25 protein-coding genes and 1 pseudogene are annotated in these 24,696 nt (G+C 68.7%); 20 read left to right on the top strand and 6 right to left on the bottom strand.

Annotated features, from left to right (window positions below; genetic code table 11):
- The 7 genes from moaB to plsY form a co-directional block, all read left to right on the top strand.
- Window positions 1-525 (top strand): molybdenum cofactor biosynthesis protein B (gene moaB / locus V7Q39_RS08490; RefSeq protein ID WP_443082502.1); only part of this gene is annotated, 525 nt, incomplete at its 5' end.
- 141 nt (window positions 526-666) lie between these two features.
- A complete protein-coding gene (locus V7Q39_RS08495) occupies window positions 667-1,629 on the top strand; it encodes an aspartate carbamoyltransferase catalytic subunit (RefSeq protein WP_333816134.1) in 963 nt (320 codons plus the stop codon).
- A gap of 19 nt (window positions 1,630-1,648) precedes the next feature.
- Window positions 1,649-2,200, top strand: coding sequence for a hypothetical protein (locus V7Q39_RS08500; RefSeq protein WP_333816135.1), 552 nt, complete (start codon window positions 1,649-1,651; stop codon window positions 2,198-2,200).
- A 115-nt stretch (window positions 2,201-2,315) separates the two neighbouring features.
- Window positions 2,316-2,759, top strand: coding sequence for a hypothetical protein (locus V7Q39_RS08505; protein WP_333816136.1), 444 nt, complete (start codon window positions 2,316-2,318; stop codon window positions 2,757-2,759).
- Window positions 2,756-3,283 (top strand): hypothetical protein, encoded by a 528-nt coding sequence (locus tag V7Q39_RS08510; RefSeq protein WP_333816137.1) that lies wholly within the window; start codon window positions 2,756-2,758, stop codon window positions 3,281-3,283. Before V7Q39_RS08505 ends, V7Q39_RS08510 begins: the two co-directional genes overlap by 4 nt.
- A 62-nt stretch (window positions 3,284-3,345) precedes the next feature.
- Window positions 3,346-4,620, top strand: a complete 1,275-nt coding sequence (pyrC, locus tag V7Q39_RS08515; RefSeq protein ID WP_333816138.1) for a dihydroorotase — start codon at window positions 3,346-3,348, stop codon at window positions 4,618-4,620.
- Between the two features lie 3 nt (window positions 4,621-4,623).
- Window positions 4,624-5,238: a glycerol-3-phosphate 1-O-acyltransferase PlsY gene (gene plsY, locus V7Q39_RS08520; RefSeq protein ID WP_333816139.1), complete on the top strand. Its 615-nt coding sequence runs from the start codon at window positions 4,624-4,626 to the stop codon at window positions 5,236-5,238.
- A gap of 138 nt (window positions 5,239-5,376) precedes the next feature.
- Here plsY and V7Q39_RS08525 read toward each other — a convergent pair whose 3' ends face one another.
- The 4 genes from V7Q39_RS08525 to V7Q39_RS08540 form a co-directional block, all read right to left on the bottom strand.
- Window positions 5,377-6,723, bottom strand: a complete 1,347-nt coding sequence (locus tag V7Q39_RS08525) for a glutamate--cysteine ligase (protein ID WP_333816140.1) — start codon at window positions 6,721-6,723, stop codon at window positions 5,377-5,379.
- Window positions 6,724-6,984: 261 nt separating this feature from the next.
- The gene (locus V7Q39_RS08530; protein ID WP_333816141.1) at window positions 6,985-7,536 is read right to left on the bottom strand and encodes a hypothetical protein; all 552 of its coding nucleotides are present in this window, start codon (window positions 7,534-7,536) and stop codon (window positions 6,985-6,987) included.
- Window positions 7,533-8,381, bottom strand: a complete 849-nt coding sequence (locus tag V7Q39_RS08535; RefSeq protein ID WP_333816142.1) for a GNAT family N-acetyltransferase — start codon at window positions 8,379-8,381, stop codon at window positions 7,533-7,535. Before V7Q39_RS08535 ends, V7Q39_RS08530 begins: the two co-directional genes overlap by 4 nt.
- Window positions 8,378-9,097, bottom strand: a complete 720-nt coding sequence (locus V7Q39_RS08540; protein WP_333816143.1) for a 16S rRNA (uracil(1498)-N(3))-methyltransferase — start codon at window positions 9,095-9,097, stop codon at window positions 8,378-8,380. The genes V7Q39_RS08535 and V7Q39_RS08540 overlap by 4 nt, the downstream gene beginning before the upstream one ends.
- 12 nt (window positions 9,098-9,109) lie before the next feature.
- On the opposite strand from V7Q39_RS08540, the gene ubiA reads away from it, so the two are divergent.
- The 8 genes from ubiA (at window position 9,110) to V7Q39_RS08580 (ending at window position 17,838) form a co-directional block, all read left to right on the top strand.
- Window positions 9,110-10,093 carry a 4-hydroxybenzoate octaprenyltransferase gene (ubiA, locus tag V7Q39_RS08545; RefSeq protein WP_333816144.1) on the top strand — a complete coding sequence of 328 codons (984 nt, stop codon included), beginning with the start codon at window positions 9,110-9,112 and terminating at the stop codon, window positions 10,091-10,093.
- Window positions 10,094-10,159: 66 nt separating this feature from the next.
- A complete protein-coding gene (locus tag V7Q39_RS08550; protein WP_333816145.1) occupies window positions 10,160-12,202 on the top strand; it encodes an OmpA family protein in 2,043 nt (680 codons plus the stop codon).
- Window positions 12,199-12,528: a hypothetical protein gene (locus V7Q39_RS08555; protein WP_322245347.1), complete on the top strand. Its 330-nt coding sequence runs from the start codon at window positions 12,199-12,201 to the stop codon at window positions 12,526-12,528. Before V7Q39_RS08550 ends, V7Q39_RS08555 begins: the two co-directional genes overlap by 4 nt.
- Window positions 12,529-12,710: 182 nt before the next feature.
- Window positions 12,711-14,189, top strand: coding sequence for an NAD-dependent succinate-semialdehyde dehydrogenase (locus V7Q39_RS08560; protein ID WP_333816146.1), 1,479 nt, complete (start codon window positions 12,711-12,713; stop codon window positions 14,187-14,189).
- A gap of 158 nt (window positions 14,190-14,347) precedes the next feature.
- Window positions 14,348-15,199, top strand: coding sequence for a glutathione-dependent disulfide-bond oxidoreductase (gene yghU, locus V7Q39_RS08565; RefSeq protein ID WP_333816147.1), 852 nt, complete (start codon window positions 14,348-14,350; stop codon window positions 15,197-15,199).
- A gap of 63 nt (window positions 15,200-15,262) precedes the next feature.
- Window positions 15,263-15,997, top strand: coding sequence for an SDR family NAD(P)-dependent oxidoreductase (locus V7Q39_RS08570; RefSeq protein WP_333816148.1), 735 nt, complete (start codon window positions 15,263-15,265; stop codon window positions 15,995-15,997).
- A gap of 68 nt (window positions 15,998-16,065) precedes the next feature.
- Entirely contained in the window at window positions 16,066-17,187 is a 1,122-nt protein-coding gene (locus V7Q39_RS08575; protein WP_333816149.1) for a pyridoxal phosphate-dependent aminotransferase, read from the top strand.
- 147 nt (window positions 17,188-17,334) lie between these two features.
- Complete coding sequence (locus V7Q39_RS08580; RefSeq protein WP_333816150.1) at window positions 17,335-17,838, top strand: peptidoglycan-binding domain-containing protein; 504 nt, start codon at window positions 17,335-17,337, stop codon at window positions 17,836-17,838.
- 51 nt (window positions 17,839-17,889) lie between these two features.
- Here V7Q39_RS08580 and V7Q39_RS08585 read toward each other — a convergent pair whose 3' ends face one another.
- On the bottom strand, window positions 17,890-19,848 hold the full coding sequence (locus tag V7Q39_RS08585) for a DUF3857 domain-containing transglutaminase family protein (RefSeq protein WP_333816151.1): 1,959 nt from the start codon (window positions 19,846-19,848) through the stop codon (window positions 17,890-17,892).
- Between the two features lie 114 nt (window positions 19,849-19,962).
- Between V7Q39_RS08585 and V7Q39_RS08590 the strand changes: the two genes are divergently transcribed.
- The 5 genes from V7Q39_RS08590 to V7Q39_RS08610 all read left to right on the top strand — a co-directional run bounded on the left by V7Q39_RS08590 (window position 19,963) and on the right by V7Q39_RS08610 (window position 24,409).
- Entirely contained in the window at window positions 19,963-20,499 is a 537-nt protein-coding gene (locus tag V7Q39_RS08590; protein ID WP_333816152.1) for an RNA polymerase sigma factor, read from the top strand.
- Entirely contained in the window at window positions 20,496-22,637 is a 2,142-nt protein-coding gene (locus tag V7Q39_RS08595) for a vWA domain-containing protein (protein ID WP_333816153.1), read from the top strand. The genes V7Q39_RS08590 and V7Q39_RS08595 overlap by 4 nt, the downstream gene beginning before the upstream one ends.
- Window positions 22,638-22,762: 125 nt before the next feature.
- The gene (locus V7Q39_RS08600) at window positions 22,763-23,128 is read left to right on the top strand and encodes a COG4315 family predicted lipoprotein (protein WP_333816154.1); all 366 of its coding nucleotides are present in this window, start codon (window positions 22,763-22,765) and stop codon (window positions 23,126-23,128) included.
- Window positions 23,129-23,135: 7 nt separating this feature from the next.
- On the top strand, window positions 23,136-23,648 hold the full coding sequence (locus tag V7Q39_RS08605; protein WP_333816155.1) for a sigma-70 family RNA polymerase sigma factor: 513 nt from the start codon (window positions 23,136-23,138) through the stop codon (window positions 23,646-23,648).
- Window positions 23,648-24,409 (top strand): anti-sigma factor family protein, encoded by a 762-nt coding sequence (locus V7Q39_RS08610; protein WP_333816156.1) that lies wholly within the window; start codon window positions 23,648-23,650, stop codon window positions 24,407-24,409. The genes V7Q39_RS08605 and V7Q39_RS08610 overlap by 1 nt, the downstream gene beginning before the upstream one ends.
- A 175-nt stretch (window positions 24,410-24,584) precedes the next feature.
- On the opposite strand, the pseudogene V7Q39_RS20610 reads toward V7Q39_RS08610, so the two are convergent.
- A pseudogene (locus tag V7Q39_RS20610) lies at window positions 24,585-24,696 on the bottom strand (heat-shock protein); the annotation flags it as partial.

Here is a 24,696-nt window from a genome sequence, read left to right on the forward strand (position 1 = left end):
AGCCTGCCCTTCCACCCGGTCCGCATCGCGGTGCTGACGGTCAGCGACAGCCGCACGGCGGAGACGGACAAATCGGGCGACACGCTGGTCGACCGGCTGACGCAGGCCGGGCACGAGCTTGCCGGCCGGGGCATCGTCGCCGACGACCGTCCGGCCATTGTCGCCCACCTGAAAGCCTGGATCGCCGACCCCCAGATTGACGTGATCCTGACCACCGGCGGCACCGGCCTCACCGGCCGCGACGTCACCGTCGAGGCGCACCGCGAAATCTATGAGAAGGAGATCGAGGCCTTCGGCACCGTCTTCACCATCGTCAGTATGCAGAAGATCGGCACCAGCGCGGTGCAAAGCCGGGCGACAGGGGGCGTCGCGGGGGGAACCTACCTCTTCGCCCTTCCCGGCAGCCCCGGCGCCTGCCGCGATGCCTGGGACGAGATCCTGAAACCCCAACTCGACAGCCGCCACCGGCCCTGCAATTTCGTCGAGATCATGCCAAGGCTGGAAGAACACCTGCGGCGGGGGTGAACCCTCCTCGTTCGACTTCGTCTTCTCGTCGGGTTCCGGCGAGGAGCGACAAAGGAGACGACGAGCGGCCCCGCCTCTCTCCGCTTGCCCCACCCCCCCCGCCTTTGCGATAGAGGGACAAACCGGAAAGGGAACCCGCCCATGGCCTTCCGCGCCCGCCATCTTCTGGGGATCGAGCAGCTCGCGCCCTTGGAGATCACCACCGTCCTCGACCTCGCCGAGCGCTATGTCGACCTGAATCGCCGCACGGTGAAGCAGTCCGACGTGCTGGCCGGGATGACGCAGATCAACCTCTTCTTCGAGAACTCCACCCGCACACAATCGTCCTTCGAACTGGCCGGAAAGCGGCTGGGGGCCGACGTGATGAACATGTCGGTGGCCAATTCATCCGTGAAGAAGGGCGAGACGCTGATCGACACCGCGATGACGCTGAACGCGATGCATCCGGACCTGCTGGTCGTGCGGCACGGGGCCTCCGGGGCGGTCAACCTGCTGGCGCAGAAGGTGGATTGCGCGGTCCTCAACGCGGGCGACGGGCGGCATGAGCATCCCACCCAGGCGCTTCTCGACGCCCTGACCATCCGCCGCGCCAAGGGGCGCGTGCAACGCCTGACCATCGCGATCTGCGGCGACATCGCCCATTCCCGCGTGGCGCGGTCGAACCTGATCCTCCTCGGCAAGATGGAAAACCGCCTGCGCCTGATCGCCCCGCCGACCCTGATGCCCTCGGGGGTCGAGGACTTCGGCTGCGAGCTCTACGACGACATGCGCGAGGGACTGAAGGGCGCCGATGTGGTGATGATGCTGCGGCTTCAGAAAGAGCGGATGGACGGCGGCTTCATCCCCTCGGAACGCGAATACTACCACCGCTACGGCCTCGATGCCGAGAAGCTGGCCGTGGCCTCGCCCGAGGCCATCGTCATGCACCCCGGCCCGATGAACCGGGGGGTGGAGATTGACGGCGACCTTGCCGATGACATCAATCGCAGCGTCATTCAGGATCAGGTGGAGATGGGCGTGGCGGTCCGAATGGCCTGCATGGACCTCTTGGCGCGGAACCTGCGGGCGGAGAGGGGACGGAAGATCGTGGGGATGATGGCGTGAGGCGGGGTGGGTGCATGACATGACCCCCTCCCCCTGGCCCCTCCGCCCCGGAGAGACCCTGCTCTGGGAAGGCGCCCCCGCCCCCGGCTTCCACCAGCGCGGCAAGCGGCTGTTCCTGATGGTCTTCGGCCTGCCCTTCCTGCTCATCGGCATCGCGGTGTTCTTCACCGGCCTCCACCAGCTGACCCAGGCCGCCAGCTCTTCGGAGGCGGGCCTCGCGGTCTTCTTCGCCGCCTTCGGCCTGCCCTTCCTCGGCCTCGGCGGCTTTCTCGTCTTCGGCCCCCTCGTCGAGGCCCGCACCGCCAGCCGGTACATCCGCTATGCGCTGTCCACCCGCGCCGCCTATGTCCTGCGCACCGGGCCCTTCCCCAGCCTCAAGGTCTATCCGATCCTGCCCGCCACCGCGCTGGAGCTGGAGCCGGGCAGGCTCGCCGGGTCTGTCTGGTTGCACGCGCGGCTGGAGCGGGATTCGGACGGGGATCTCGGCACTACCAGATCGGGCTTTGAAAACATCGCCGATGCGGAGAAAGTGTTCCTCATGATCCGCGAACTTCAGGACAAAGCCGGATGACCCCCGATCCCGACCGCAAGCCCACCAGAGCCGAGATGCGCCAGGGCGGCATGGTGGCCGTGGCCGTGCTGGTCTTCATCGCCGTCTTCACCACAGTCTTCGTCTGGATCGCCTGATGGCCCGGATCGAACCCGACCCGCTTCTCGGCACCGTCATTCCCTTGCAGGAGGGCGAGACCCTTGCCGCCGAGTTCCGCGCCGACCGGACGACCTATTGGCGCAGCCACCTGATCATGGCCGTGGTCCTCGGGGCGGCCGCGGGGCTGCTGCTCATCTGGCTGGGCAACCCCTGGCCCGTCGCCGGACCCATTGGTGCCGTCCTCGCCATCGGCGCGCGGGCGGCCTACCTTGCCCCCGAGGCGCTGGCCGAGACCTGGCGGCTGACCGACCGGCGGCTCCTCGGCCCCGGCGGGCGGGCGATCCCGCTGGCGCAACTGCGTTCGGCCCGGCCCTTCCTCGGCGCCGTGCAGATCACCACCGCCACCGGCGACCGCGCCCTGATCAAGTACCAGGCCGACCCCGCAGCCACCGCCGCCCGCATCATGGGAGACCGTCGATGACCACGCTCGCCATTCCCGCCAGTGACCGGCACGCTGTCCGGGTCTTTGCCGCCCGCCTGACGCCCGAGGACCTGAAGCGCGACAAGGCCGGGCTCGCTGCCGAACTGCTTGGCGATCCGGACCTCGACCCTGCCTTTGTCGAGCTTTTCGACCTGGCCGACCTCTCTGGCCTCGGGCTCGCGGGCTATCTGTCCGAGGGCCTGGGCGTGCCGGAAGCCGTGCTTGCCGCCGACCGCGCGCGGCTGGACGCGGTGACCGGGCCAGTGCTGATCCTGCTCTCCAAGGCGCAGCATGGTCGTGCGGTCACGCTTTCCCCCGATCCGCGTCTCACTCTTGTCGGCACTTACACCGAGGACCAGCCCCCGGTGCATTTCGAGCCCCTGCCCTCGGCTGCCGCCCAGGGCACGCTGACCCCGAACCTGCCGCCCGACCGGACGCCGCAGCGCCCGACCTCGGCCTTCCTGCTCCTCGGCGCGGCGCTCGTCCTCGTGGCGCTGGTCGCGCTCTGGCTCGCTCTGGGGTGAGTTCCGGTGGACAACCCGCCCACGCCGTCGCATATCGGGCCAGCCCTTCGGACGGACAGCCCATGACCACGCTTCACTTCGCCAACGCCCGCCTGATCGACCCCGAGGCCGGGACGGATGCTTTGGGCCAGCTGACCGTGAAGGACGGGGTGATCCTGTCCCGCGACGAGAAAGCCCCCAAGGGCGCGACGCTCATCGATTGCGGCGGCAGATGCCTTGCCCCCGGCATTGTCGATTGGGGCGTCAAGATCGGCGAACCGGGAGAGCGGCACCGCGAAAGCTTCGGCTCGGCGGGACAGGCGGCGGCGGCCGGGGGCGTGACGACGATCATCGCCCGGCCCGACACCGCCCCCGCCATCGACACGCCCGAGACGCTGGAGTTCGTCACCCGCCGCGCCTCGGAAGCCCCGGTCCGCATCCGCCACATGGCCGCCCTCACCAAGGGCCGCGAGGGGCGCGAGATGACCGAGATCGGTTTCCTCCGCGATGCGGGCGCTATCGCCTTCACCGATGTCTTCCGCGTCTCGACCGAGGCCAAGGCGATCACCCGGGCGATGAGCTACGCCCGCTCGCTCGGCGCGCTGGTGGTGGGGCATCCGCAGGACCCCGCGCTGTCCTCGGGGGCCTCCGCGACCTCCGGTAAGTTCGCCAGCCTGCGCGGCATTCCGGCGGTCTCGCCGATGGCCGAGCGGATGGGGCTGGAGCGCGACCTTGCGCTGGTCGAGATGACGGGCGTGCGCTACCACGCCGACCAGATCACCACCGCCCGCGCCCTGCCCGCGCTGGCCCGCGCGAAGGCGGCGGGGCTGGACGTGACGGCGGGAACCTCGATCCACCACCTCACCCTGAACGAATTCGACGTGGGCGACTACCGGACCTTCTTCAAGGTCACACCGCCCCTGCGGTCGGAACAGGACCGGCTGGCCGTGGTCGCGGCTGTGGCCGATGGGACGATCGACGTGATCTCCTCGATGCACACCCCCGCCGACGAAGAATCGAAGCGGCTTCCCTTCGAGGAGGCCGCTGCCGGGGCCGTCGCGCTGGAGACCTTCCTTCCGGCGGCGATGCGGCTCTTCCATGCCGGACATCTGGACCTGCCGTCGCTCTTCCGGGCAATGGCGCTGAACCCCGCGAACCGGCTGGGGCTGCCGCAGGGGCGTCTGGCGCTGGGGGCGCCCGCCGACCTGATCCTTTTCGACCCCGACGCGCCCTTCCTGATGGACCGCTTCAAGCTCCGGTCCAAGTCGAAGAACACCCCGTTTGACGGCGCGCGGATGGAGGGTAAGGTGCTGGCCACCTGGGTCGGCGGGACGCAGGTCTTTGCGGCGGAAGAGTGAGCCATGCCTGATTTCGTGACCTCGCAGGGGATGCTTCTGCTGACCGCCGTGCTGGGCTACCTGCTGGGCTCGATCCCCTTCGGCATCCTGGTGACGCGGGCGATGGGGCTGGGCGATCTGCGCTCCATCGGGTCCGGCAACATCGGGGCGACGAACGTGCTGCGGACCGGGAACAAGCGGGCCGCGCTGGCAACGCTGCTTCTGGACGGCGGCAAGGGGGCGCTGGCGGTGCTGCTGGCGCGCTGGCTGGTGGGCGGCGAGGATGCCGCACAGGTCGCGGGGCTGGCGGCGTTCCTCGGGCATCTCTACCCGGTCTGGCTGGGCTTCAAGGGCGGCAAGGGGGTGGCGACCTTCCTCGGGATCTTCCTCGCGCTCAACTGGCAGGTCGGGCTCGGGCTTTGCCTGACCTGGCTGGTGACGGCGGTGGTGACGCGGTACTCCTCGGTCGCGGCGCTGATCGCGGCGGCAAGCGCAGGTCTGTGGATCCTGTGGCGGACGGACGGGAGCCTTCTGGTCCTGGCGCTGATCCTGACCGTGCTGGTCTATGTCCGGCATTCGGCGAACCTGGCCCGGCTGAAGGCAGGGACCGAGCCGCGGATCGGGCGGAAGAAGGCCTGAGCGCCACGCGCGGCGCGGTTGCACGATCCAGTGAAATCAACGGCTTGCTTTTGTGCGTTTACCTTTCGGTATCGCTTTCGGGTTCGGCTCACCGCTGACTTCGTCACGTTCGCAGGCGGGTGAAATCGAACCGGGAGGCTAGAGAGAGGCGGCTTCGTAGATCGGGGCCAGCTTCCGGCCCCAGTCGCCTTCGTAGAGCGAGATCCACTTGTCTGCCTGCACCCGACCGGTCTTCAGGCTTTCGACCAGCGGCAGGAGCTGCACTTCCTCGCCCAGGCCACGGGACACCAGTCCGGCGTGCGACAGGCCCACGGCGGCGCGGGCGAGGTCGAGGAGCTTGACCCCTCCAGCCTCGCCTTGCAGGGCCGAGACGGAGGCGGCGACGCGCAGGCCTTCGCGGGTTTCCGCGTCCAGGCTCTTGACCAGATCCCAGGCGGCATCGAGGGCGGTCTGGTCATACATCAAGCCGACCCAGAAGGCGGGCAGCGCGGCGATATGGGCCTGATCGCCGCAATCGGCGCCGCGCATCTCGATGAACTTCTTCGCCCGCGCCTCGGGAAAGACGGTGGTCATGTGGTCGGCCCAGTCGGACAGCGTGGGCTTCTCTCCGGGCAACGCTGGCAGCCTTCCGGCCAGGAAATCGCGGAAGCTTTGCCCCAGAGCGTCGATGTATTTCCCGTCGCGGTAGACGAAGTACATCGGCACATCCAGCACCCAGTCGACATAGCGCTGGAAGCCCATCCCGTCCTCGAAGGCGAAGGGCAGCATCCCGGTGCGGCTGGCGTCGAGGCTGCGCCAGATGCGGCTGCGCCAGCTTTTATGGCCGTTCAGCTTGCCCTCGAAGAACGGCGAGGAGGCGAAGAGCGCGGTGGCGACGGGTTGCAGGGCAAGCGCCACGCGGAGCTTCTGCACGAAGTCGGCCTCGGAGCCGTAGTCGAGGTTCACCTGCACGGTGCAGGTCCGGTACATCATCTGCGTGCCGTGGGTGCCGACGCGGCCCATGTAGTCGGTCATCAGCCGGTAGCGGCCCTTGGGCATGACCGGCATCTGGTCGTGGGTCCATTCGGGGGCGGCGCCGATCCCCATGAACTTCACCCCCATCGGCCCGGCGATGGAGCCGACCTCGTCGAGATGGGTTTGCAGCTCGGCGCCGACCTCGAGGGTGGAGACGAGGGGGGCGCCCGACAGCTCGAACTGGCCACCGGGTTCCAGGCTGATGTTGGCGCCGTCGCGGGTGAGGCCGATCACGTTCGCGCCCTCGCGGACGGGCTGCCAGCCATAGCGGGATTCGAGCGCGGCGAAGATCGCGGAGATGGACCGGTCGCCAGCGTAGGGGAGCGGCAGGCGGGTGTCGGTCAGCCAGCCGAATTTCTCGTGCTCGGCCCCGATCCGCCAGTCGGCGGCGGGTTTGCAGCCGGAGTCCATGTAGGCGGCAAGTTGGTCGAGGCTTTCGATGGGTCCGCCGCCGGACTGAGGGATGGACATGAAGGGGCTCCGGGACTGCGCTGCTTCGGCTGGGCTCCGGCCTTCAAAACCGGACGCCCAGAGGTGTCAAGGGGCGGGAGGCAAGTCAAGGGGGCGCGAAGCTGGCAGTCCGGGTGCCCGCGCGCGGGCAGAAAATCCGTTGCAAGGATATCAACGGGTTGCGCGTGGACGTTATAGATCCGTTAGGATTTGGACAGCGGAATTGTCGCGCGGGCCGGACCTCTGGCCCGCCTCACCGTCAAAAACCCTAACGAAAAACCGTCAGGCAGTGACGATGCCTGCACCCTTCCGCGCCCAGATCAGGCGGTCGACCTCGGCGAGCGCGATGACGCGCGTGTCGGAGGGCGCGGCGTCGGAGCCGAGGGCAGCGACGAGCGCGGCCATGTCGATACCGGGGAGCGAGGAGAAGGCGTCGAACAGAGCCTCGGCCCCGTCGGATTCGACCGGAATGTGCAGGAGCTGGCCGTCGGCCTGTTTCAGCTTCCAGATCCGGCGGCCGCGCAGGGTGAGGAGACGAAGCTCCACCAGCTCCGGCAGGCCGACGAAACCGCCGACGTGCGGGCCGTAATAGGCGATCTGCGCCTCGGTCACGCGAACGATGCCGGGGGCCTCGCCGTCCTGCCGGAAGCGGAGCCGACGCCAGGCCGTGAGCGCCCAGCCCGCACCCATGGCGAGGAGAGCGAGGCCGAGAGGGGTGAGGAGATAGCCGCCCTGCGAGGCCGTCCAGCCCCCGAAGGCCGCAAGCGCGAGAGCCGCCAGAAGCTCGGCATTGCGGTGGAGCGCGGCGAGAAGTTCGGGACGGATCGGGTTCATGCGGCGAGCACCACGGGCGTCTTGAGAAGGAAGAGGGTGAAATCCCGCACACGCCGGAAGCCGATGGCCTGATAGGCCCGGGCGGCGGCGTCGGAGGCAGCGAAGAGGACGGCGCGGGTGGTGCCCTTCTGGCGGGCTTCCTCGAGATGCCGGGCGACGGCGCGGCGGGCATAGCCTTTGCCGCGCAGGGCGGGTGGAGTGTAGACCCCGCCGATCTGGACGATCCCGGGCAGGGTGGCGTTGAAGCCGGTCAGGGCGACGGGCTGGTCGCGGTGCAGCAGCAGGCGGTGGCTGTCGCGGGCGATGTAGGCGGCGATGTCGGCACCGGCCTTGGCCCGGGCCTCGGGGCCGGAGCCGCCCATCACCTCGCAGAGATAGGCCTCGCGCCAGGCGGCGGCGAGGGGAAGGTCATCGGGCGCGAGGGGGCGGAGGCTGGTGCCGGGGAGGTCGGGGAGGCTGAGGTCGGCGAGGGTCAGGGCGAAGCCGGGTTCGTTTCGGTCGGAGGCGGCGGGCAGGCGGTCAAGCCCGAGGGCCGCAATCACCGGCCGGGCGGAGGCGGCGGGTCCAATGGCACCGGCGATGGTCTGGCCCTGAAGCGCGGCGCGGAGGGGAGCCAGGTCGGGGCTGCCGTCGAGATAGGGGAGAAGATTGCCCGAGCGGGTCAGGGCGATGGTGCTGCGCCCTAGAAGCCAGACGCGGATGGCGTGGTCATGCGGGCTGGCGAAACCGCCCTGCGCCAGCCCGTGTTCGCGCAGGGCGGCGAGGGGAAACATCGCCTGGTCGATCTGCGCGGTCAGGAAGGATTCGATTTCGGCGCGATCCTGCGGCCCGGCGTCGCGGATCATCGCCAGTCCCCGCAGGCGGCCTGCCAGAGGGTGAGGGCAGCAACGGCGGCGGTGTCGGCGCGGAGGATCCTGGGGCCGAGGCTGAGGGGGGTGACATTGGGCCGGGCGCGGAGCCTCGCGGCCTCCTCGGCGGAGAAGCCGCCTTCGGGGCCGATCAGGATGGCGGCGGGGCCGGTGGCGGGTGTGATCGTGGCGGGCTGGCCGAGGGCGGTCTCGTCGCACCAGTAGAGGCGGCGATCCTCGGGCCATCGGGACAGGAGCCTGTCGAGGTGCTGGAGATCGGCGACTTCGGGGACGAAGGTCGCGCCGCATTGCTCGGCGGCCTCGACGGCATGGGCTTGCAGGCGGTCCTGACGGATGCGCTCGGCATTGGTGTGGCGGGTCTGGACGGGCAGGATGCGGGCGGCGCCAAGCTCCACCGCCTTTTCGACGATGAAGTCGGTGCGGGCCTTCTTGATCGGCGCGAAGAGGAGCCAGAGGTCGGGCGGGAGATGGAGGGGTTTCGTCAGACTATCGCAGGTGGCGATGGCGCCGCGTTTCGAGGCATCGGTCAGGATGGCGCGCCATTCGCCGTCGCGGCCGTTGAAAAGGAGAAGGGCGGTATCCTTGGTCAGCCGCATGACCCCGGTCAGGTAGTGCGCCTGGTCGGGGGTAAGGCGCACGGCTTGCCCCGGGGCAAGGGGCTGATCTACATAGAGCCTGATCTTTGCATCCATGAGCCGAAACCTATGTCCCAAGCGCCCGAATTGCCAGAGGCCGCGCCCGACGCGGCGACGGGTCAGGTGGCGGATGCGCCAAAAGCGAACTGGGTGGACCTGTATGCCCCGGTAGCGGCGCGGCCCTGGCTGCGGCTGTCGCGGGCCGACCGGCCGATCGGGACCTGGCTCTTGTTCATCCCCTGCCTCTGGGCGATTGCGCTGGCGGGGGGTGCGGGCGGGTTCCGGGCATGGGACCTGTGGCTGGCCTTGTCCTGCGGCGCGGGGGCGTTCCTGATGCGCGGGGCGGGCTGCACCTGGAACGACATCACCGACCGGGACATCGACGCGCAGGTGGCGCGCACCCGGTCGCGGCCCTTGCCTTCCGGGCAGGTGACGGTCAGGGGCGCGCTGGTCTGGATGGCGGTGCAGGCGGCTTTGGCGGCCGGTATCCTTTTCACCTACAACGGACTGGCCATCGGGCTGGGGGTCGCCTCGCTGGGGCTGGTGGCGATCTATCCCTTCGCCAAGCGCTTCACCTGGTGGCCGCAGGTCTTTCTGGGGCTGGCGTTCAACTGGGGCGCGCTTCTGGCCTGGGCGGCCCATGCGGGAAGCGTGCCGCCGGCCTCGGTCGCGCTCTACCTCGGGGGGATCGCCTGGACGCTCTATTACGACACGATCTATGCCCACCAGGATCGCGAGGACGATGCGCTGATCGGGGTGAAGTCGACCGCGCGGCTGTTCGGCGAGGATAGCCGCGCCTGGCTCTGGGGGTTCTTCGCGCTGACGCTGGGGCTTTTCGCCGTTGCCGTCGTGCTGGCCCATGCCGGGGCCGGGCGGCCGGGGGCCTTCGTCGTGGCACTGGCGGGGGTCTGGGCGATGGGGCTGCATCTTGGCTGGCAGATGCGGGTGCTGAACCTCGACGACCCGGCGTCGTGCCTGAAGGTGTTCCGGGCGAACCGGGATGCCGGGCTGATCCCCTTGCCGTTTCTTGCCGTCGCCGCATGGCTTGGTTGAACCCGGGCGCGCGAACCCCTAGGAAGCGGGGGGCGCGCTGCCGCGCCTGAGTCTTTCGGAAGTCCATTGCTGCTGCCTCATCTTCGCAAGCTCAACTCGACCACCCTGGCGCTTCTGGCCTTCATCCTGGCCGCCGGGGTGATGTTCACCGTCGCCTACGGGGCCGCGCTGGTGATCGAACAGCGGACCGAGAAGGCGGTGACGGCGCGGCTTCATGCCGAAAAGATCGACTGGATCACCGTCACCACCGAGGGACTGCAGGTGCGGCTCACGGGGACCGCCCCGAACGAGGCCGCGCGGTTCCGGGCGGTGAACAAGGTGGGCGAGGTCATCGACAGCTCGCGCATCCGCGACGGGCTGGACGTGGCGCCGACGCGGGGGATCGAGGCGCCGAAGTTCTCGGTCGAGATGCTGCGCACCGAGGACGAGGTGCAGCTGAGCGGTCTGATCCCGGAAAAGCCCGCCGAGGGCGGCATGAGCGAGGCGGACCTTGCGGCGGCCGCGGCGGCTCTGGCGCAGGGCACCGAGCTGCCGGACATGCTGGAGACGGCGGATTACCCCGCGCCCGAAAGCTGGAACGATGCGCTGGCCTTCGGGCTGAAGGCGCTGGAGCGGTTGCAGCTGTCGAAGATCTCGGTCACGGCGGAGCGGGTCGAGGTCAAGGCGATCGCCGCCAGCGCCGAGGAGAAGCGGCGGCTGGAGAGCGAGCTGCGCCGGCTGGCCCCGGCGACGGTGCAACTGGTCATGGACATCTCGGCCCCGCGGCCGGTTATCACCCCCTTCACCCTGCGCTTCGTGCTGGACGGCGACGGCGCGCGCTTCGACAGCTGCTCGGCCGATACCGACCGGGCCCGGACGCAGATCCTGCGGGCGGCGCGGGCGGCGGGGGTCGAGGGATCGACGGTCTGCCAGGTGGGTCTCGGCACGCCGACGCCGCGCTGGGCGGATGCCGTCAGCCTGGCGATCAAGGCGGTGACGGAGCTGGGGTCGGGCTCGATCACCTTCTCGGATGCGGATGTGACGCTGCTGGCGGGCAGCGACGTGCCGCAGGAGAGCTTCGACAAGGTGGTGGGCGACCTGGAAACCGGGCTGCCGGACGTCTTCTCACTGACCTCGACGCTGGAGAAGAAGGAGACCGCGACGCAGGGCCCGGCGGAATTCACCGCGACCCTGGGCGAGACCGGCCGGGTCGAGCTGCGCGGGCGGCTGACGGACGAGACGCAGCGGAAGGCGGTCGATGCCTTCGCGCGGTCGGCCTTTGCCGGGGCGCAGGTGCTGACCGCGACGCGGGTGGACGAGACACTGCCCGACGGCTGGCCGGTCCGGGTGCTGGCGGGGCTGAAGGCCTTGTCGCAGGTGGCGCATGGCAAGCTTCTGGTCCGGGCCGATCTGGTCGAGGTGACGGGCGTCACCGGCTCGAAGGAAGCGCGGGGCCGGATCACCCAGATCCTGTCCGAGGAACTGGGCCAGGGCCAGACCTTCCGCGTCAACGTGCGCTATGACGAGGCGCTGGACCCCATCGCCAGCCTGCCGACGCCCCAGGAATGCGCGGCGAACGTGAATGCGGTGATCGCGCGGACCAAGATCACCTTCACCCCCTCCTCGGCCGAGATCGCCACCACGGCGCGACCGGTGCTGGACGAGTTGGCGGCGATCCTGTCGAACTGCCCGCCGATGCAGATGGAGATCGGGGGCCATACCGACAGCCAGGGCTCGGAAAGTGGCAACCAGGCCTTGTCCCAGGCGCGCGCCGAGGCGGTGCTGCTGGCCTTGCAGGGCCGCCGGGTCGATGTGTCGGGCATGACGGCCAAGGGCTTCGGCGAGGCGCTGCCCATCGCCGACAACCAGACCGAGGAAGGCCGCGAGGCGAACCGTCGGATCGAGTTCGTGCTGAAGGGCGTTCCCGCGGCCAGCGCCGAGGCGGGAAGCGAAGCGGGCGCAGAGGGTGCAGGCACCCCTGCCCCGGCCGAAGGCGCGGGTACCCCTGCCCCGGCCGCTGGCGCAGCGGCGACCGGCCCCGATTTTTCCGGCGATACCGGCCCCTCGGTCGCGCCGACCGAAAAGACCATGGCTCCGAAGCCCCGCCCCGAAGGCCTGAACACCCAATGAACCGCACCGAATTCGTCGTCGCCACCGCTATCATCCTGCTGGTCGCCTTCGCGATGGGCTGGTTCACCCACTGGCTCCTGCACCGCTTCACACGGGTCCAGGGTGGCGACATGGCCGAGATGGACAAGCTGGCGCAATCGCTGCACGAGGCCGAGGAGCTGCGCGACCAGGCTTTGGCCTATCTGGAGCAGCGCGAGGCGGAGCTGATGAACCACATCAGCCAGACCGAGGCCGAGCTGAAGGCGGCGATGGAGGGGCTGCGCGACGCACGGCACGAGGCCGAGGAGATGCGCGCCTATATCGAGCGGATGCACGCGAACGGGTGAGGGCGGGGCAAATTCCTTCGAAGGAATTTGGCAAATCTTTTCGAAAAGATTTGCGGCCCGCTGCCAGAACAAGTCCAGCTTGCCAAGGATTTGGCCAAGGCCTGGCCTCAGGCGCGGCTTGGAACTGGACATACCCTGCCCCGCATGGCACCTGTCTGCGCAAAGCATAAGGAGGCCCACCCATGCTCGATTCCGTGACCGATCTCGCGTCGCTTCTGAAAGACCCCTCGCTGCTGGTGACGAAGTCCTATGTCGCCGGGGTATGGATCGCGGCGGATGACGGCTCGACCTTCCCGGTGACGAATCCGGCGCGGGGCGACGTGATCTGCCAGCTGCCGAACCTTGGCCGGGCGGAAGCCGCCCGCGCGATCAAGGCGGCGCATGTGGCGCATCGCGAATGGGCCAAGCGGACCGGGAAAGAGCGGGCGCAGGTGCTGCGCAAGTGGTTCGACCTGTGCATGGCGAACCAGGACGATCTGGCGACGATCCTGACCGCCGAGATGGGCAAGCCGCTCTCTGAAGCCAAGGGCGAGATCGCCTATGGCTCGTCCTACATCGAGTTCTACGGGGAAGAAGCCAAGCGCACCTATGGCGAGATCATTCCCGGCCACCAGCGCGACAAGCGCATCCATGTGCTGAAGCAGCCCATCGGCGTGGCGGCCTCGATCACGCCGTGGAACTTCCCGAACGCGATGATCGCGCGGAAGGTGGCCCCTGCCCTTGCGGCGGGCTGCGGGTTTGTCGCCCGGCCCGCCGCCGAGACGCCCCTCTCGGCGCTGGCGCTGGCGGTGCTGGCGGAGCGGGCGGGCGTCCCGGCGGGGCTCTTCTCGGTCATCACCTCGAAGCGGTCCTCGGACATCGGCAAGGAATTCTGCGAGAACCCGCTGATCCGCAAGCTGACCTTCACCGGCTCGACCGAAGTGGGGCGCATCCTGCTGAAGCAGGCGGCGGACCAGGTGCTGAAATGCTCGATGGAGCTGGGCGGCAATGCGCCTTTCATCGTCTTCGACGACGCCGACCTGGATGCGGCGGTCGAAGGGGCGATGATTTCCAAGTTCCGCAACAACGGGCAGACCTGCGTCTGTGCCAACCGGATCTATGTGCAGGCCGGGGTCTATGATGCCTTCGCGAAAAAGCTTTCGGCGGCGGTGGAGAAGCTGTCCATCGGCGACGGGCTGAAGGCGGGCGTCACCACGGGACCGCTGATCAACGGCGCGGCGGTGGAGAAGGTCGAGGAGCATATCGCCGATGTGCTGGCGGGGGGCGGCAAGGTCGTGACCGGGGGCCACCGGCACGAACTGGGCGGGACCTTCTTCCAGCCGACGGTCGTGACCGGGGTGAAGCCCGACATGAAGGTCGCGCAGGAAGAAACCTTCGGGCCGCTGGCGCCCTTGTTCAGGTTCGAGACCGAGGAAGAGGTGATCGATCTGGCGAACGCCACGATCTTCGGGCTGGCGTCGTATTTCTACGCCCGCGACATCGGGCGGATCACCCGGGTGCAGGAGGCGCTGGAATACGGGATGGTGGGGGTGAACACCGGCCTGATCTCCAACGAGATGGCGCCCTTCGGCGGGGTCAAGCAGTCCGGGCTGGGGCGCGAGGGGTCGCGCCACGGGATCGATGACTACATGGAGCTGAAATACGTCTGCCTGTCGGTCTGACCGGGCGGGCATCGGTGCAAGGGGCGGCCTTCGGGTCGCCCTTTTTCGTCCGGCTGTGCATCTGCGCAGCCCCCTGCCGCAGGTCGGGGGCTCTGGAAGGTCCCCGGGGGATGCACTAGCTTTTCTCAGCAACCCTTCCCGAACGCGAGGTCACGCCGATGCCGAATGACTATGTGCCGCCGAAAGTCTGGACATGGGAGCAGCCCTCGGGCGGCACCTTCGCCTCGATCAACCGGCCCGTCGCAGGGCCGACGCATGACAAGGATCTGCCGGTCGGCAAGCATCCGTTACAGCTGTATTCGCTGGCGACGCCGAACGGGATCAAGGTGACGATCCTGTTGGAAGAGCTGCTGGAGGCGGGCTATGACGCGGAATATGACGCCTGGCTGATCGAGATCAGCAAGGGCGACCAGTTCGGATCGGGCTTCGTCGAGGTGAACCCGAATTCCAAGATCCCGGCGCTGATGGACCATGGGGTGAAACCGGCACAACGGGTGTTCGAGAGCGCCTCGATCATGCTGTATCTGGCCGAGAAGTTCGGCGGAGCGTTCATCCCGAAGGATCCGTCGCAGCGGACCGAGATGTTCAGCTGGCTTTTCTGGCAGATGGGCTCGGCGCCCTTCGTCGGCGGGGGATTCGGGCATTTCTACGCCTATGCGCCGGTGAAGATCGAATATGCGATCAACCGCTATGCGATGGAGACGAAGCGCCAGCTGGACGTGCTGGACCGGCATCTGGCAGAGCATGAGTGGATGGCGGGGGAATATTCGCTGGCCGACATGGCGATCTATGCCTGGTACGGCGGTCTGGTGCTGGGCCGGGCCTATAACGCGGCGGAGTTCCTGGACGCGGAGAGCTACAAGAACGTGATGGCCTGGGCCAAGCGGATCGACGCGCGGCCTGGGGTGGTGCGGGGCCGCAAGGTCAACCGGTCCTGGGGCGAGCCCTGGGAGCAGTTGCCGGAGCGCCATTCGGCGGCGGATTTCGAAAAGCTTCCGAAGGCACCCTGACAGGTTGAGCCAGTCCCGGGCTTCGCCTAGGCTGGCCTTCCCGGCCCGCAGGAGCACGCCCTCATGACCCGCCAACGCATCGCCGTCGTCACCGGAGCCGCAGGAGGATTGGGCCGGGCCTTCGTGGACCGGCTGCTGGCCGATGGGCTGGTGGTGGTGGGCGTGGACATCGACGGGACGGCGCTGCTGGCGATGGCGGCGGACCGCGAGGGCTTCGTGCCGGAGGCGGTGGACCTGACCGACGCAAAGGCGATTGCCGATCTGTTCGACCGGCTGACGGCGCGCTTCGGCGGAGTGGACGTGCTGGTGAACAACGCCGGGACCTGCTTCATGTCGGATTTCCCCGAGATTCCGGCAGCGGAACTGGACCGGCAGATGGCGATCAACTTCTCCTCGGCCTTCCACTGCTGCCAGGGCGCGGTGAAGGCGATGACGGGGCGGGAGGGGGTGCGGAAGATCGTCAACATCTCGTCGAACGGGGCCTACAACTTCGACGTCTTCGATCCGCCGCATTACCGGGCGTCCAAGGCGGCGATGGACACGCTGACCAAGGACCTCGCGCGGCGCTATGCGCGGGAGAAGATCGCGGTGAATTCGATCGCCCCGGCGATGACGGAGACACCCCTCTTCAATGTGCTGACAGAAGATGTGCTGGCGAAGGCGATCAGCGCGATGCCGCATGGGCGGGCGATGCAGCCGGAGGAGATCGCGGCCTGGGTGGGATTCCTGGTCTCGCCTGCGGGGGATGTGTCGTCGGGGAATGTCATCATCCTGAACCAGGGGCGCGACGTGCGGTGAGGGGGCAAAATCCTTCGAAGGATTTTGGCAAAGGTTTTCGAAAACCTTTGCGCGCTCGGGGGGGACGGATGAAGGTCACGATCCACAAGCTGTTCGACTATCTGCTGGAGACCACGGCTGCGGACCCGCCGGAATGCTTCATCGGCTTTTCCCTCGCCCGGTCGCCGCGCTTGAAGGACTTTCTGGCGGACCTCGACCCGGACTTGTCGCTGGACTGGAACGGGGCAAGCTTCCTGGGCCTTCCGTCGCTGCGGCAGCGGGTGCTGGATCAGGCGGGGCTGGACCTGCCGCCGGACAGTGTGCTGATCACGGCGGGGGCGGCGGAAGCGAACTACCTGTTGTTCCGGCAGTTGCTGACCGAGGGCGACGAGCTGATCACCGAAGCGCCGGGCTGGCCGCAGGCGGGCGTCATGGCGAAAGCCATCGACGCGCGGCTGGTGGAGGTGCCGCGCGACGAGGTGCGGGGGTGGTGGCTCGACCCCGAGGCGGTGGCCCGCGCCGTCACGCCGAAGACGCGGATGATCTTCCTGACCAACCCCAACAACCCGACGGGGCGGCTGATCCCCGAGGTGGAGCTGGGGGCGCTGGCGGAGATCGCGGATCGGCACGGGATCTGGCTGGTGGTGGACGAGGTCTATGCGGGCCTCGAATGGGCGGGGCCGCGACCGCCGTCGATTGCGGGGCTGACGCCGTTCGGGATCACCACGGGGTCGGTCTCGAAGGCGCTGGGGCTGCAGGGGCTGCGCACGGGCTGGATGATCTGCCAGACGCCGCAGGTGATCCGCGACGCGATGATCCTGCGCGAGAATTCATCCGAGATCATGAACGTGCTTGGGGAGCATATCGCCGACATCGCGCTGCGGCCCGAACGGCTGGCGGCGTCGCTGGGCCGCGCGCGGACCGAGGGGGCGGAGACGCTGGACCGGCTGGACCGTTTCGTGACCGAGGAGCCGCGCCTGTCCTGGCACCGGCCCGAGGCTGGGCTGATCGGGCTGGCACGGGTGGCGGGGACCGACGGCGAATCGCTGGCGCGGGCGCTGCTGGCCCCGCCCTGGCGCACCTTTCTGTTGCCCGGATCGGCCTATGGGCTGCCCCGGCACATCCGCATCGGGGCGGGAGGCGGGCCGGAAGCGCGGCTGGAGGAAGGTTTAGGACGGCTTTCCGCGCTGCTGGCAAGCGGGCAGGCCTGACTTAACCCACTGATCGAAAACGCGTTATCCCATAACAATACTGCGTTTTCCCCTAGCGTGGCGCTGATTTTGCCTAGCGTGGCCCCGATGCCCATAACCAGTGGCATCAAACCCCGACTGCCGGGGAGACCCACGAAAGGACACGACATGCTGCTCTCTGTCATGAACGCGAAGACAACCCTGATCGCCGGCCTGACCGCGCTTTCCATCGCCGCCGTTCCTGCCGCCCCCGCCCTCGCCTGGGGCGACAAGGAAAAAGGCTTTGCCGCCGGGGTTGCGACGGCGGTGATCGTTGACGAACTGCTGAAGAACAACCGCAAGGCCAAGCTTTACGATCAGGGCTATGGCCAAGGTTACGAGCCGCGCCCGACCTATCGGGAGCCGACCTATCGCGAGCCGACCTACCGTGAGCCGGTCCGCACCGTCTCGGTCTACGACACCCCCGCGGCGCGCGCCTTCCAGAGCTATTCGCTGCGCGAACGCAAGGCGATCCAGCGCAACCTGCGCGCCTGGGGCTACTATCGCGGTGGCATCGACGGGTCGTTCGGCCCCGGCACCTACAATGCCATCACCGCCTATGCCCGCGACGAGGGGCAGAGCCTGCGCTCGACCTCGGCGGCCTATGGCGTCTATGACGGGCTCCTGTTCTAGCGCCCGTCACGGAGAGCGCCCCGGTCCGGTTCCCCTCCGGGCCGGGGTTTCCTATTCCGGGGTCAGATCCCAGGAATACCATGTGGCGTCGCGCACGGCGTCGGCATCTTCCAGCACCTCGGCCACCTGATCGGCGGGGACGGCATGGGCCTTGGGCCGGTAGGTCCATGTCAGGTCCATCGACCCTCCCTCTGATGAGGCGCCCTTCAGGCTGAAGTCGAAGGCGGGATTGCTGACCGCCACATCCTCGGGCGGATTAAAGTCGATGGGGGCATCCTTGACCGTGACCTTGTGGGTGAAGCTCCACGGCCCGCCCACCGCCAGCGGCAGCCGCCGGGGCCGGGTCGGGGGGTCGGGGAAGCGGTCCATCAGGCCGGTGGAGGCGAAGGGAAAATCCTGGCGCAACCCGTTCCGGTCCAGCGCGGTGGCAGGCAGGAAATAGGTCTCGACCACCGTCACCCGGTTCTGGCCGCGGTCGTCGGTCATCCGTGGCGGCTTCGCCTCGGTCAGGCCGGGATAGCGCTTCTGGTAGAAGTCGAGAAAGTCGCGACCGATCTGCGAGGCCGGGGTGGTGGCCCAGCGGGCGCGGGCAGCGTCGGCGGCGCCGGTGAGGTTCAGCGTCTCGACGGTGAGGAAGAGGCCGATGACGGAGAAGTCGTAGTCCTCGCGTACCTCCTGCGCCCAGGTGCCTGTGGCCGTGACCTCCATCCGCTCCAGCGCGGCGGGGCCTTTGCCGGTGATGGGCAGCGCATAGCCGTAGTCGGGCTGGGTCGCGGTGCCGAGGCTGCCGCCTTCATGCGAGCCGGTGGCATCCATCCAGACGCTCTGGCCGTCCAGCGTCGCGCGCAGGATCATGTGGTCGAAGACGCCGAGCATCGGCAGTTCTTCGGGCAGGCCATAGCCTGCATCGAGGTCGGTCAGCGCGACGGCCGAGGGGATCCCGAGCCGGGTCAGGATCACCCGGAGGAGGAGTGACTTGTCCTTGCAGTCGCCGAAGCCGGAGGCGATCACCTCTTCCGGCGGGCGGGCGAGGTACCCGCCGGCACCGACGCTGAGCGAGACATAGCGAAGCTGGTCCTGCACCAGGCGCAGGGCGGCATAGGCGCGGGCGTCGGAGCTGGGGTTTTCCTGCGCGATCCGGTCGACCCTGGCCTCCCATTCCGGCGGCAGGGGGTAGTCGCGGGTGTAGTGCGGCGCGATAGCCAGGGCCAGCGGCGTCCAGTCGCTTGTGTCGGAGAAGCGCAGGAGCGCGTCCTCGATCACCTCGTAGGGCACGCTTTCCTCATCGATGGGCGGGACGTGGTTTTCACGCCGCCATTCGTGGCGGAGCGTGCCGTCGCCGATGTCGGTGGCGGTATGGGTCACGCGGTCGGGCAAGGGGGCGACCTCAAGCGGCGCGTCCTTGGGCCAGATGAGAAGCGTGCGCGACAGGACGACGGGAGTGGACCATTCCAGCCAGGACGAGCCACCATGTTCGCCCGCACCCAGCATGGGCCGGGTTTCCAGAAGCGTCGCCTGTTCCAGAACGTCGCCGACGCGGAGATCGGGAACCTGGACCACGGCGGTCAGCGTGCCGTCGATGATGCCCTCGTCCAGCCGGGTCTCGCGGCGATAGACCTGGGGGGCGATGCTGGCCTTGAGGTCGATCAGCTGGTCGCCGCGGTGGATCAGCAGACGGGTGAGGCTGGTGGATTCGTTGGTGGGGTCGAAGTCGACCCGGATCGTCGCCAGTTCTTCCAGCCCGGCGCGGTCGGTCACTTCGGCGACCACGCGGTTCCAGGATTGCCTGACGTCGCCTTCCCAGCGGATCTGGTGATCGGAGAGCAGGAAATACTGCCCGCGCTCGACTTCGGCCCGAGTGGCGGCGTTGCCTTCGGGGATCGGGGCGATGTCGACCCAGGCGGGATCCTCGGCGAGGGTGAGGGTCTGGGCGGCAAGGGGAAGGGCTGGGAGGAAGAAGGCCAGACAGAGGGTCAGACAGAGGACCAGAACGGGTGAAACGGGGCGCATCGGGAATCCGGGGATGAATTTCGCGCAGGCTAGCCGGTGGCGCGGGCGGTGCAAAGGATTTCCCGACCGGGCCAAGGATTGCCCCCGCCCGCGCGTCTTGTGTAAGTGATGCTGATGGACACGCCCGACGAAATGCTGGCGACTGCGGCTGCCGGGGGAGACCGGGCGGCCTTTGCCGTGCTGGTCGGGCGGCATTACGACCGCATCCACGGGCTTGCCTGGCGGCTGACCGGGGTGAAGGCGGAAGCCGAGGACCTGACGCAGGACATCTGCGCCGCGCTGCCGGTGAAGCTGCGGAACTGGCGCGGCGAGGCTCGGTTCACCACCTGGCTTTACCGCGTGGTGGTGAACGCCGCGCATGACCTGCGGCGGCGGCAGGCGACCCGCTTGCGCGCGGCGCAGGGCTGGGGCGACTGGGAGATCGCGCGGCAGGACGAGATCGCCGTGCAGGCCGAGGCTTCGGACTGGCTGGCGCAGGCGATGACGCGGCTGTCGCCGGAATTGCGGGATACCGTGGCCTTGGTGTTGGGCGAAGAGATGACCCAGGCCGAGGCGGGGGTGGTGCTGGGTGTGTCAGAAGGAACGATCGCCTGGCGGATGAGCGAAGTGAAGAAACGCCTGCGGGCCATGGCACGGGAGGACGCGAAATGACCGACGATCTCGACGACCTCCGCGCCGCCCTGAAGGCCGCACCGGCCCCGGACGAGGATGCCAAGACGCGGGCGATGCGACTGGCGATGGAAAATTTCGACCGGCTCCAAGGATCGCATGAGGCGTCACGTTCCAGTGAGGACCGCCCCCGAGCGGCCCCCCTGAACGGAGTACGTCGCATGTTCCAATACCTGACCTCCCGCCCTGCCCTTGCCATTTCCACGTCGGCCGCAGCGCTGCTGATCGGTGTCGCGGTGATCCTGCCGGTGGCCGACCTGCGGATCGGCAAGCCGGTCGTCCCGACGGAAGCGCCGAAGGAAGTGCCGGTCGCGAAGAAGGCCGAACCCATGGTGACGCCCGAGCCCGCACCGGCAACGACCGCCACCCCCACCGGCGGCGAGGGCGCGACCCTGACTGCCGAGACCGGCAACACTGCGCAATCCGGTGCAGATGCGGCACCCAAGCCCGACGCCGAGGTCGTAGCGACGGATGAGCTTGCGCGAGCCGACGCCAGCGACACGGCCTCCTCGGCCGTGGTTGCAGAGAGCGCGCCCGAAGCCGAAGCGCCGATGGAGATGGCGGAAGAGGCGGCGCCCGTCAGCCCGCCCGTAGGCGATCTGGTGATGGGCGCCGAGCCGCGCCTGCGGGCCGAGGCGAAGATGGAAGGCGGCGGCACCCTGGGCTATCTGGCCGCGCCGTCCACTTCGATCGCCGCTGCGCCAGAGGTGATGCCCGCGCCGGTCGAAAACACCGAAGCCTATTCGAACGAAGCGCCCAACCCCGTGAAGGTGACGGCGGAGGAGCCGGTCTCGACCTTCTCCATCGACGTGGACACCGCATCCTATGCTGTGGTGCGGTCCTCCTTGACGGGGGGCTATCTGCCGACGCCGGAGCAGGTGCGGGTGGAGGAGATGGTGAACTATTTCCCCTATGCCTATGCGGCGCCCGAGGGGGATGCGGCCTTCGCCTCGACCGTCAGCGTGATGCCGACGCCCTGGAACCCCGGCACGCGGCTTGTCACCATCGGCATCCAGGGCGCGCTTCCGGAAGTGGCGGCGCGGCCGCCCCTGAACCTGGTGTTCCTGATCGACACCTCCGGCTCGATGGAGGATGCGAACAAGCTGCCGCTTCTGAAGCAGTCGCTGTCGCTGATGCTGGCGGAACTGCGGCCCGAGGATCAGGTGTCCATCGTCACCTATGCCGGATCGGCGGGGCTGGTGCTGCCGCCCACGGCGGCGAAGGACCGGGCGGCGATCCTTGCCTCGCTGGAGAACCTGTCGGCGGGCGGGTCCACCGCCGGGGCTGCGGGGCTGGAGCTGGCCTATCAGGTGGCCGAGGGGATGAAGGCCGACGGCGAGGTCACGCGCATCCTGCTGGCGACGGACGGCGACTTCAACGTGGGCATCGACGACCCGGAGGGGCTGGAGGCCTATGTGGCGCGGAAGCGCGAGACCGGGACCTATCTGTCGGTGCTGGGCTTCGGGCGCGGCAATCTGGATGACGCGACCATGCAGGCGCTGGCGCAGAACGGGAACGGGACGGCAGCCTATATCGACACGTTGAGCGAGGCGCGGAAGGTGCTGGTCGATCAGCTGAGCGGGGCGCTGTTCCCCATCGCCGACGACGTGAAGATCCAGGTCGAATGGAACCCGGCCACGGTCGCGGAATACCGGCTGATCGGCTATGAGACCCGGTCGCTGCGGCGCGAGGATTTCAACAACGACAAGGTCGACGCGGGCGAGATCGGCGCCGGGACGCAGGTGACGGCGATCTACGAGGTGACGGCCCCGGGGTCCGATGCGCTGCTGAACGACCCGCTGCGCTATGGCGCGGCGACGGCGACCGAGGATGGCGCCGGAGAACTCGGCTTCCTGCGGCTGCGCTGGAAGGCTCCCGGCAAAGACACCTCGACGCTGGTGGAAACGCCGATCACCGGGCAGGAACCCGCCAGCACCGAGACCCGCTTCGCCGCCGCCATCGCCGGGTTCGGGCAGTTGCTGCAAGGCTCGGTCTACCTGGGCGACTGGGGCTGGGACGAGGCCATCGCGCTGGCCGTGGCGAACCGGGGCGAGGATGCCTTCGGCTACCGGATCGAGGCGGTGAACCTGATGCGGCTGGCAGAGAGCCTGAGCCGCTGATCACTTGCGCGTGAAGATGGGGCCGGCGCGGGATGAACCCTGCGCCGGCTGCGTCGTTTCCCCAAGGTGGCCGTGCCGGCCGCCTGCCCCGGCTTCCGGCCTGCGAAGCCAGATGGAGGATTTCGATGACCCGTTCCCCGCTTGCCCTTGCGCTTCTGGCGCTTTTTGCCGCGCCCGCCCTGGCCGATGGCATGGCCGTAATGGAGAAGGACGGTATGCTGACGGATGCCAATGGCATGACGCTGTATGTCTTCGACAAGGACAAGGACGGCGTGTCGGCCTGCTATGACCAATGCGCGGAAAACTGGCCGCCGCTTCTGGCGGCAGCGGATGCCAAGGCCGAAGGCGAATATGGCCTGACCGACCGCACCGATGGCACGAAACAGTGGACCCACGAGGGGATGCCCCTGTACCTGTGGGTGCAGGACAAGAAGCCCGGCGACATGACCGGCGACGGGGTCAACGGGGTCTGGCACATCGCCAAGGACTGAGGGCGGAATGCCGTATCTGGACGAGATCGAGGCCGCGATCCCGGGCCTGCGGGCCTTTGCGCGGGCGCTTGCCCGTGACCGCGAGGCGGCGGACGATCTCGTCCAGGACACGCTGGAGGCGGCGCTGGCCCGCCGGGCGCAATGGCGCGGCGACGGGCCCCTGCGCGGCTGGCTGTGCCGCATCCTTCTGAACCGCTTCCGGGATGGCTTGCGCCGGAACCGGCCCGCCGCGGTGGCCCTGGCGCTGGTGCCGGACCAGCCCGACCCGCCCGCCGCGCGCAAGGCCGAGGGGCGTCTGGCGCTGGCCGAGGTCCATGCGGCGATGGGGCAATTGCCCGATGATCAGCGGGCGGCGCTGCTGCTGGTGGCGCTGGAAGGGTTGAGCTTGGCCGAGGCCGCCAGCGTGATGGGCTGTGCCGAGGGCACGCTCGCCTCGCGGCTGGCGCGGGCGCGGGCGACGTTGAGACAGGTGACGGGGCGCGAGATGGTAGCGCAGCGCCACGGAAAGGCAGGGGAATGATGCCGGAGGGGTCCCGGATCAGTGCGGAAGAGGCGCTGCGCCTGCGGCACGGGTCGGCCGAGGATCAGGCGCGGCTTGCGGCGCGGGCGGCAAGGGATGCCGGGCTGGCCGGCGATCTGGAGGAGTGGGACCGGCAGGATGCGGCGCTGCGGGCGCTGTATGCGCCGGTCGCCGACGAGCCGGTGCCCGCCCGGCTGACGGCGTCGGTCACGGCGGCCCGGGCTGCGGTGCGGGCGCCTGCGCCGGGGATCTGGCGGATCGCTGCTGCGCTGGCCCTGCTGGCGCTGGGATTCCTCGCCGGATGGTCGGGCGCACGGATGCTGCAGCCCCCCGGTCCGGCGCTGGCAGAGACGGCGATGGCGAGCTTTGCCACCTATGCGGTGGAGGTGGCGCATCCGGTCGAGGTGGGCGCCGAGGACGAGGCGCATCTGGTGAAATGGCTGTCCAAGCGTCTGGGAACCCCGATCCGCCCACCGGACCTGTCAGACGAGGGCTTCCGGCTGATCGGCGGGCGGCTTCTGCCGGGCGAAACCTCACCCGCGGCGCTGCTGATGTATGAGGATGAGATGGGTCGCCGCCTTGCCCTCTATGTCACCCGGCGCGAGGGCGGGGAAACCGAACTGGCCTTCGCCGAGGAACCGGGACGGCGGGCCTTCTGGTGGATCGAGGAGGGCCTCGGCTGTGCGCTGGTGGGCGATCTGCCGCGCGATACGCTGCGTCGGCTGGCGATCTCGGCCTATCACGGGCTGACCGATACCTGACGAAAAGGCGCGCCGGTTGCCCGACGCGCCCTGCTGTCCCGGGCTTGATCCGGGACCTCTGGCAATGAGCGGCGCAAACGTGACGCATGCGCCGCTAGCGGTAGGGCCAAGTCCCGGGTCAAGCCCGGGACGGGAGAGCCTGAAGGTCCTTACAGGCTCACGACCTGACCCAGCCTCAGTTGACCGTTTCGGCCTTAGCCTCCAGCACCGGGGTCGCGCCATTGCCGTTGGCATGGGCGATCTCGATCCGGCGGGGCTTCATCGCCTCGGGCACTTCGCGGACGAGG

This window comes from Tabrizicola sp. (assembly GCF_036781545.1).
In the GTDB taxonomy this organism is placed as follows: Bacteria; Pseudomonadota; Alphaproteobacteria; order Rhodobacterales; family Rhodobacteraceae; genus Tabrizicola.

What these genes read in the sequence shown, in the direction of transcription:
- yghU (WP_333816147.1), top strand. Translation starts at nt 14,348, where the DNA reads ATGCCGAATGACTATGTGCCGCCGAAAGTCTGGACATGGGAGCAGCCC.
- V7Q39_RS08510 (WP_333816137.1), top strand. Translation starts at nt 2,756, where the DNA reads ATGACCACGCTCGCCATTCCCGCCAGTGACCGGCACGCTGTCCGGGTC.
- V7Q39_RS08505 (WP_333816136.1), top strand. Translation starts at nt 2,316, where the DNA reads ATGGCCCGGATCGAACCCGACCCGCTTCTCGGCACCGTCATTCCCTTG.
- V7Q39_RS08500 (WP_333816135.1), top strand. Translation starts at nt 1,649, where the DNA reads ATGACCCCCTCCCCCTGGCCCCTCCGCCCCGGAGAGACCCTGCTCTGG.
- V7Q39_RS08535 (WP_333816142.1), bottom strand. Translation starts at nt 8,381, where the DNA reads ATGATCCGCGACGCCGGGCCGCAGGATCGCGCCGAAATCGAATCCTTC.
- V7Q39_RS08600 (WP_333816154.1), top strand. Translation starts at nt 22,763, where the DNA reads ATGACCCGTTCCCCGCTTGCCCTTGCGCTTCTGGCGCTTTTTGCCGCG.
- V7Q39_RS08575 (WP_333816149.1), top strand. Translation starts at nt 16,066, where the DNA reads ATGAAGGTCACGATCCACAAGCTGTTCGACTATCTGCTGGAGACCACG.
- plsY (WP_333816139.1), top strand. Translation starts at nt 4,624, where the DNA reads ATGCCTGATTTCGTGACCTCGCAGGGGATGCTTCTGCTGACCGCCGTG.
- V7Q39_RS08590 (WP_333816152.1), top strand. Translation starts at nt 19,963, where the DNA reads ATGGACACGCCCGACGAAATGCTGGCGACTGCGGCTGCCGGGGGAGAC.
- V7Q39_RS08525 (WP_333816140.1), bottom strand. Translation starts at nt 6,723, where the DNA reads ATGTCCATCCCTCAGTCCGGCGGCGGACCCATCGAAAGCCTCGACCAA.
- V7Q39_RS08580 (WP_333816150.1), top strand. Translation starts at nt 17,335, where the DNA reads ATGCTGCTCTCTGTCATGAACGCGAAGACAACCCTGATCGCCGGCCTG.
- pyrC (WP_333816138.1), top strand. Translation starts at nt 3,346, where the DNA reads ATGACCACGCTTCACTTCGCCAACGCCCGCCTGATCGACCCCGAGGCC.
- V7Q39_RS08555 (WP_322245347.1), top strand. Translation starts at nt 12,199, where the DNA reads ATGAACCGCACCGAATTCGTCGTCGCCACCGCTATCATCCTGCTGGTC.
- V7Q39_RS08540 (WP_333816143.1), bottom strand. Translation starts at nt 9,097, where the DNA reads ATGGATGCAAAGATCAGGCTCTATGTAGATCAGCCCCTTGCCCCGGGG.
- V7Q39_RS08605 (WP_333816155.1), top strand. Translation starts at nt 23,136, where the DNA reads ATGCCGTATCTGGACGAGATCGAGGCCGCGATCCCGGGCCTGCGGGCC.
- V7Q39_RS08610 (WP_333816156.1), top strand. Translation starts at nt 23,648, where the DNA reads ATGCCGGAGGGGTCCCGGATCAGTGCGGAAGAGGCGCTGCGCCTGCGG.
- V7Q39_RS08595 (WP_333816153.1), top strand. Translation starts at nt 20,496, where the DNA reads ATGACCGACGATCTCGACGACCTCCGCGCCGCCCTGAAGGCCGCACCG.
- V7Q39_RS08560 (WP_333816146.1), top strand. Translation starts at nt 12,711, where the DNA reads ATGCTCGATTCCGTGACCGATCTCGCGTCGCTTCTGAAAGACCCCTCG.
- V7Q39_RS08495 (WP_333816134.1), top strand. Translation starts at nt 667, where the DNA reads ATGGCCTTCCGCGCCCGCCATCTTCTGGGGATCGAGCAGCTCGCGCCC.
- V7Q39_RS08530 (WP_333816141.1), bottom strand. Translation starts at nt 7,536, where the DNA reads ATGAACCCGATCCGTCCCGAACTTCTCGCCGCGCTCCACCGCAATGCC.
- V7Q39_RS08585 (WP_333816151.1), bottom strand. Translation starts at nt 19,848, where the DNA reads ATGCGCCCCGTTTCACCCGTTCTGGTCCTCTGTCTGACCCTCTGTCTG.
- V7Q39_RS08570 (WP_333816148.1), top strand. Translation starts at nt 15,263, where the DNA reads ATGACCCGCCAACGCATCGCCGTCGTCACCGGAGCCGCAGGAGGATTG.
- ubiA (WP_333816144.1), top strand. Translation starts at nt 9,110, where the DNA reads ATGTCCCAAGCGCCCGAATTGCCAGAGGCCGCGCCCGACGCGGCGACG.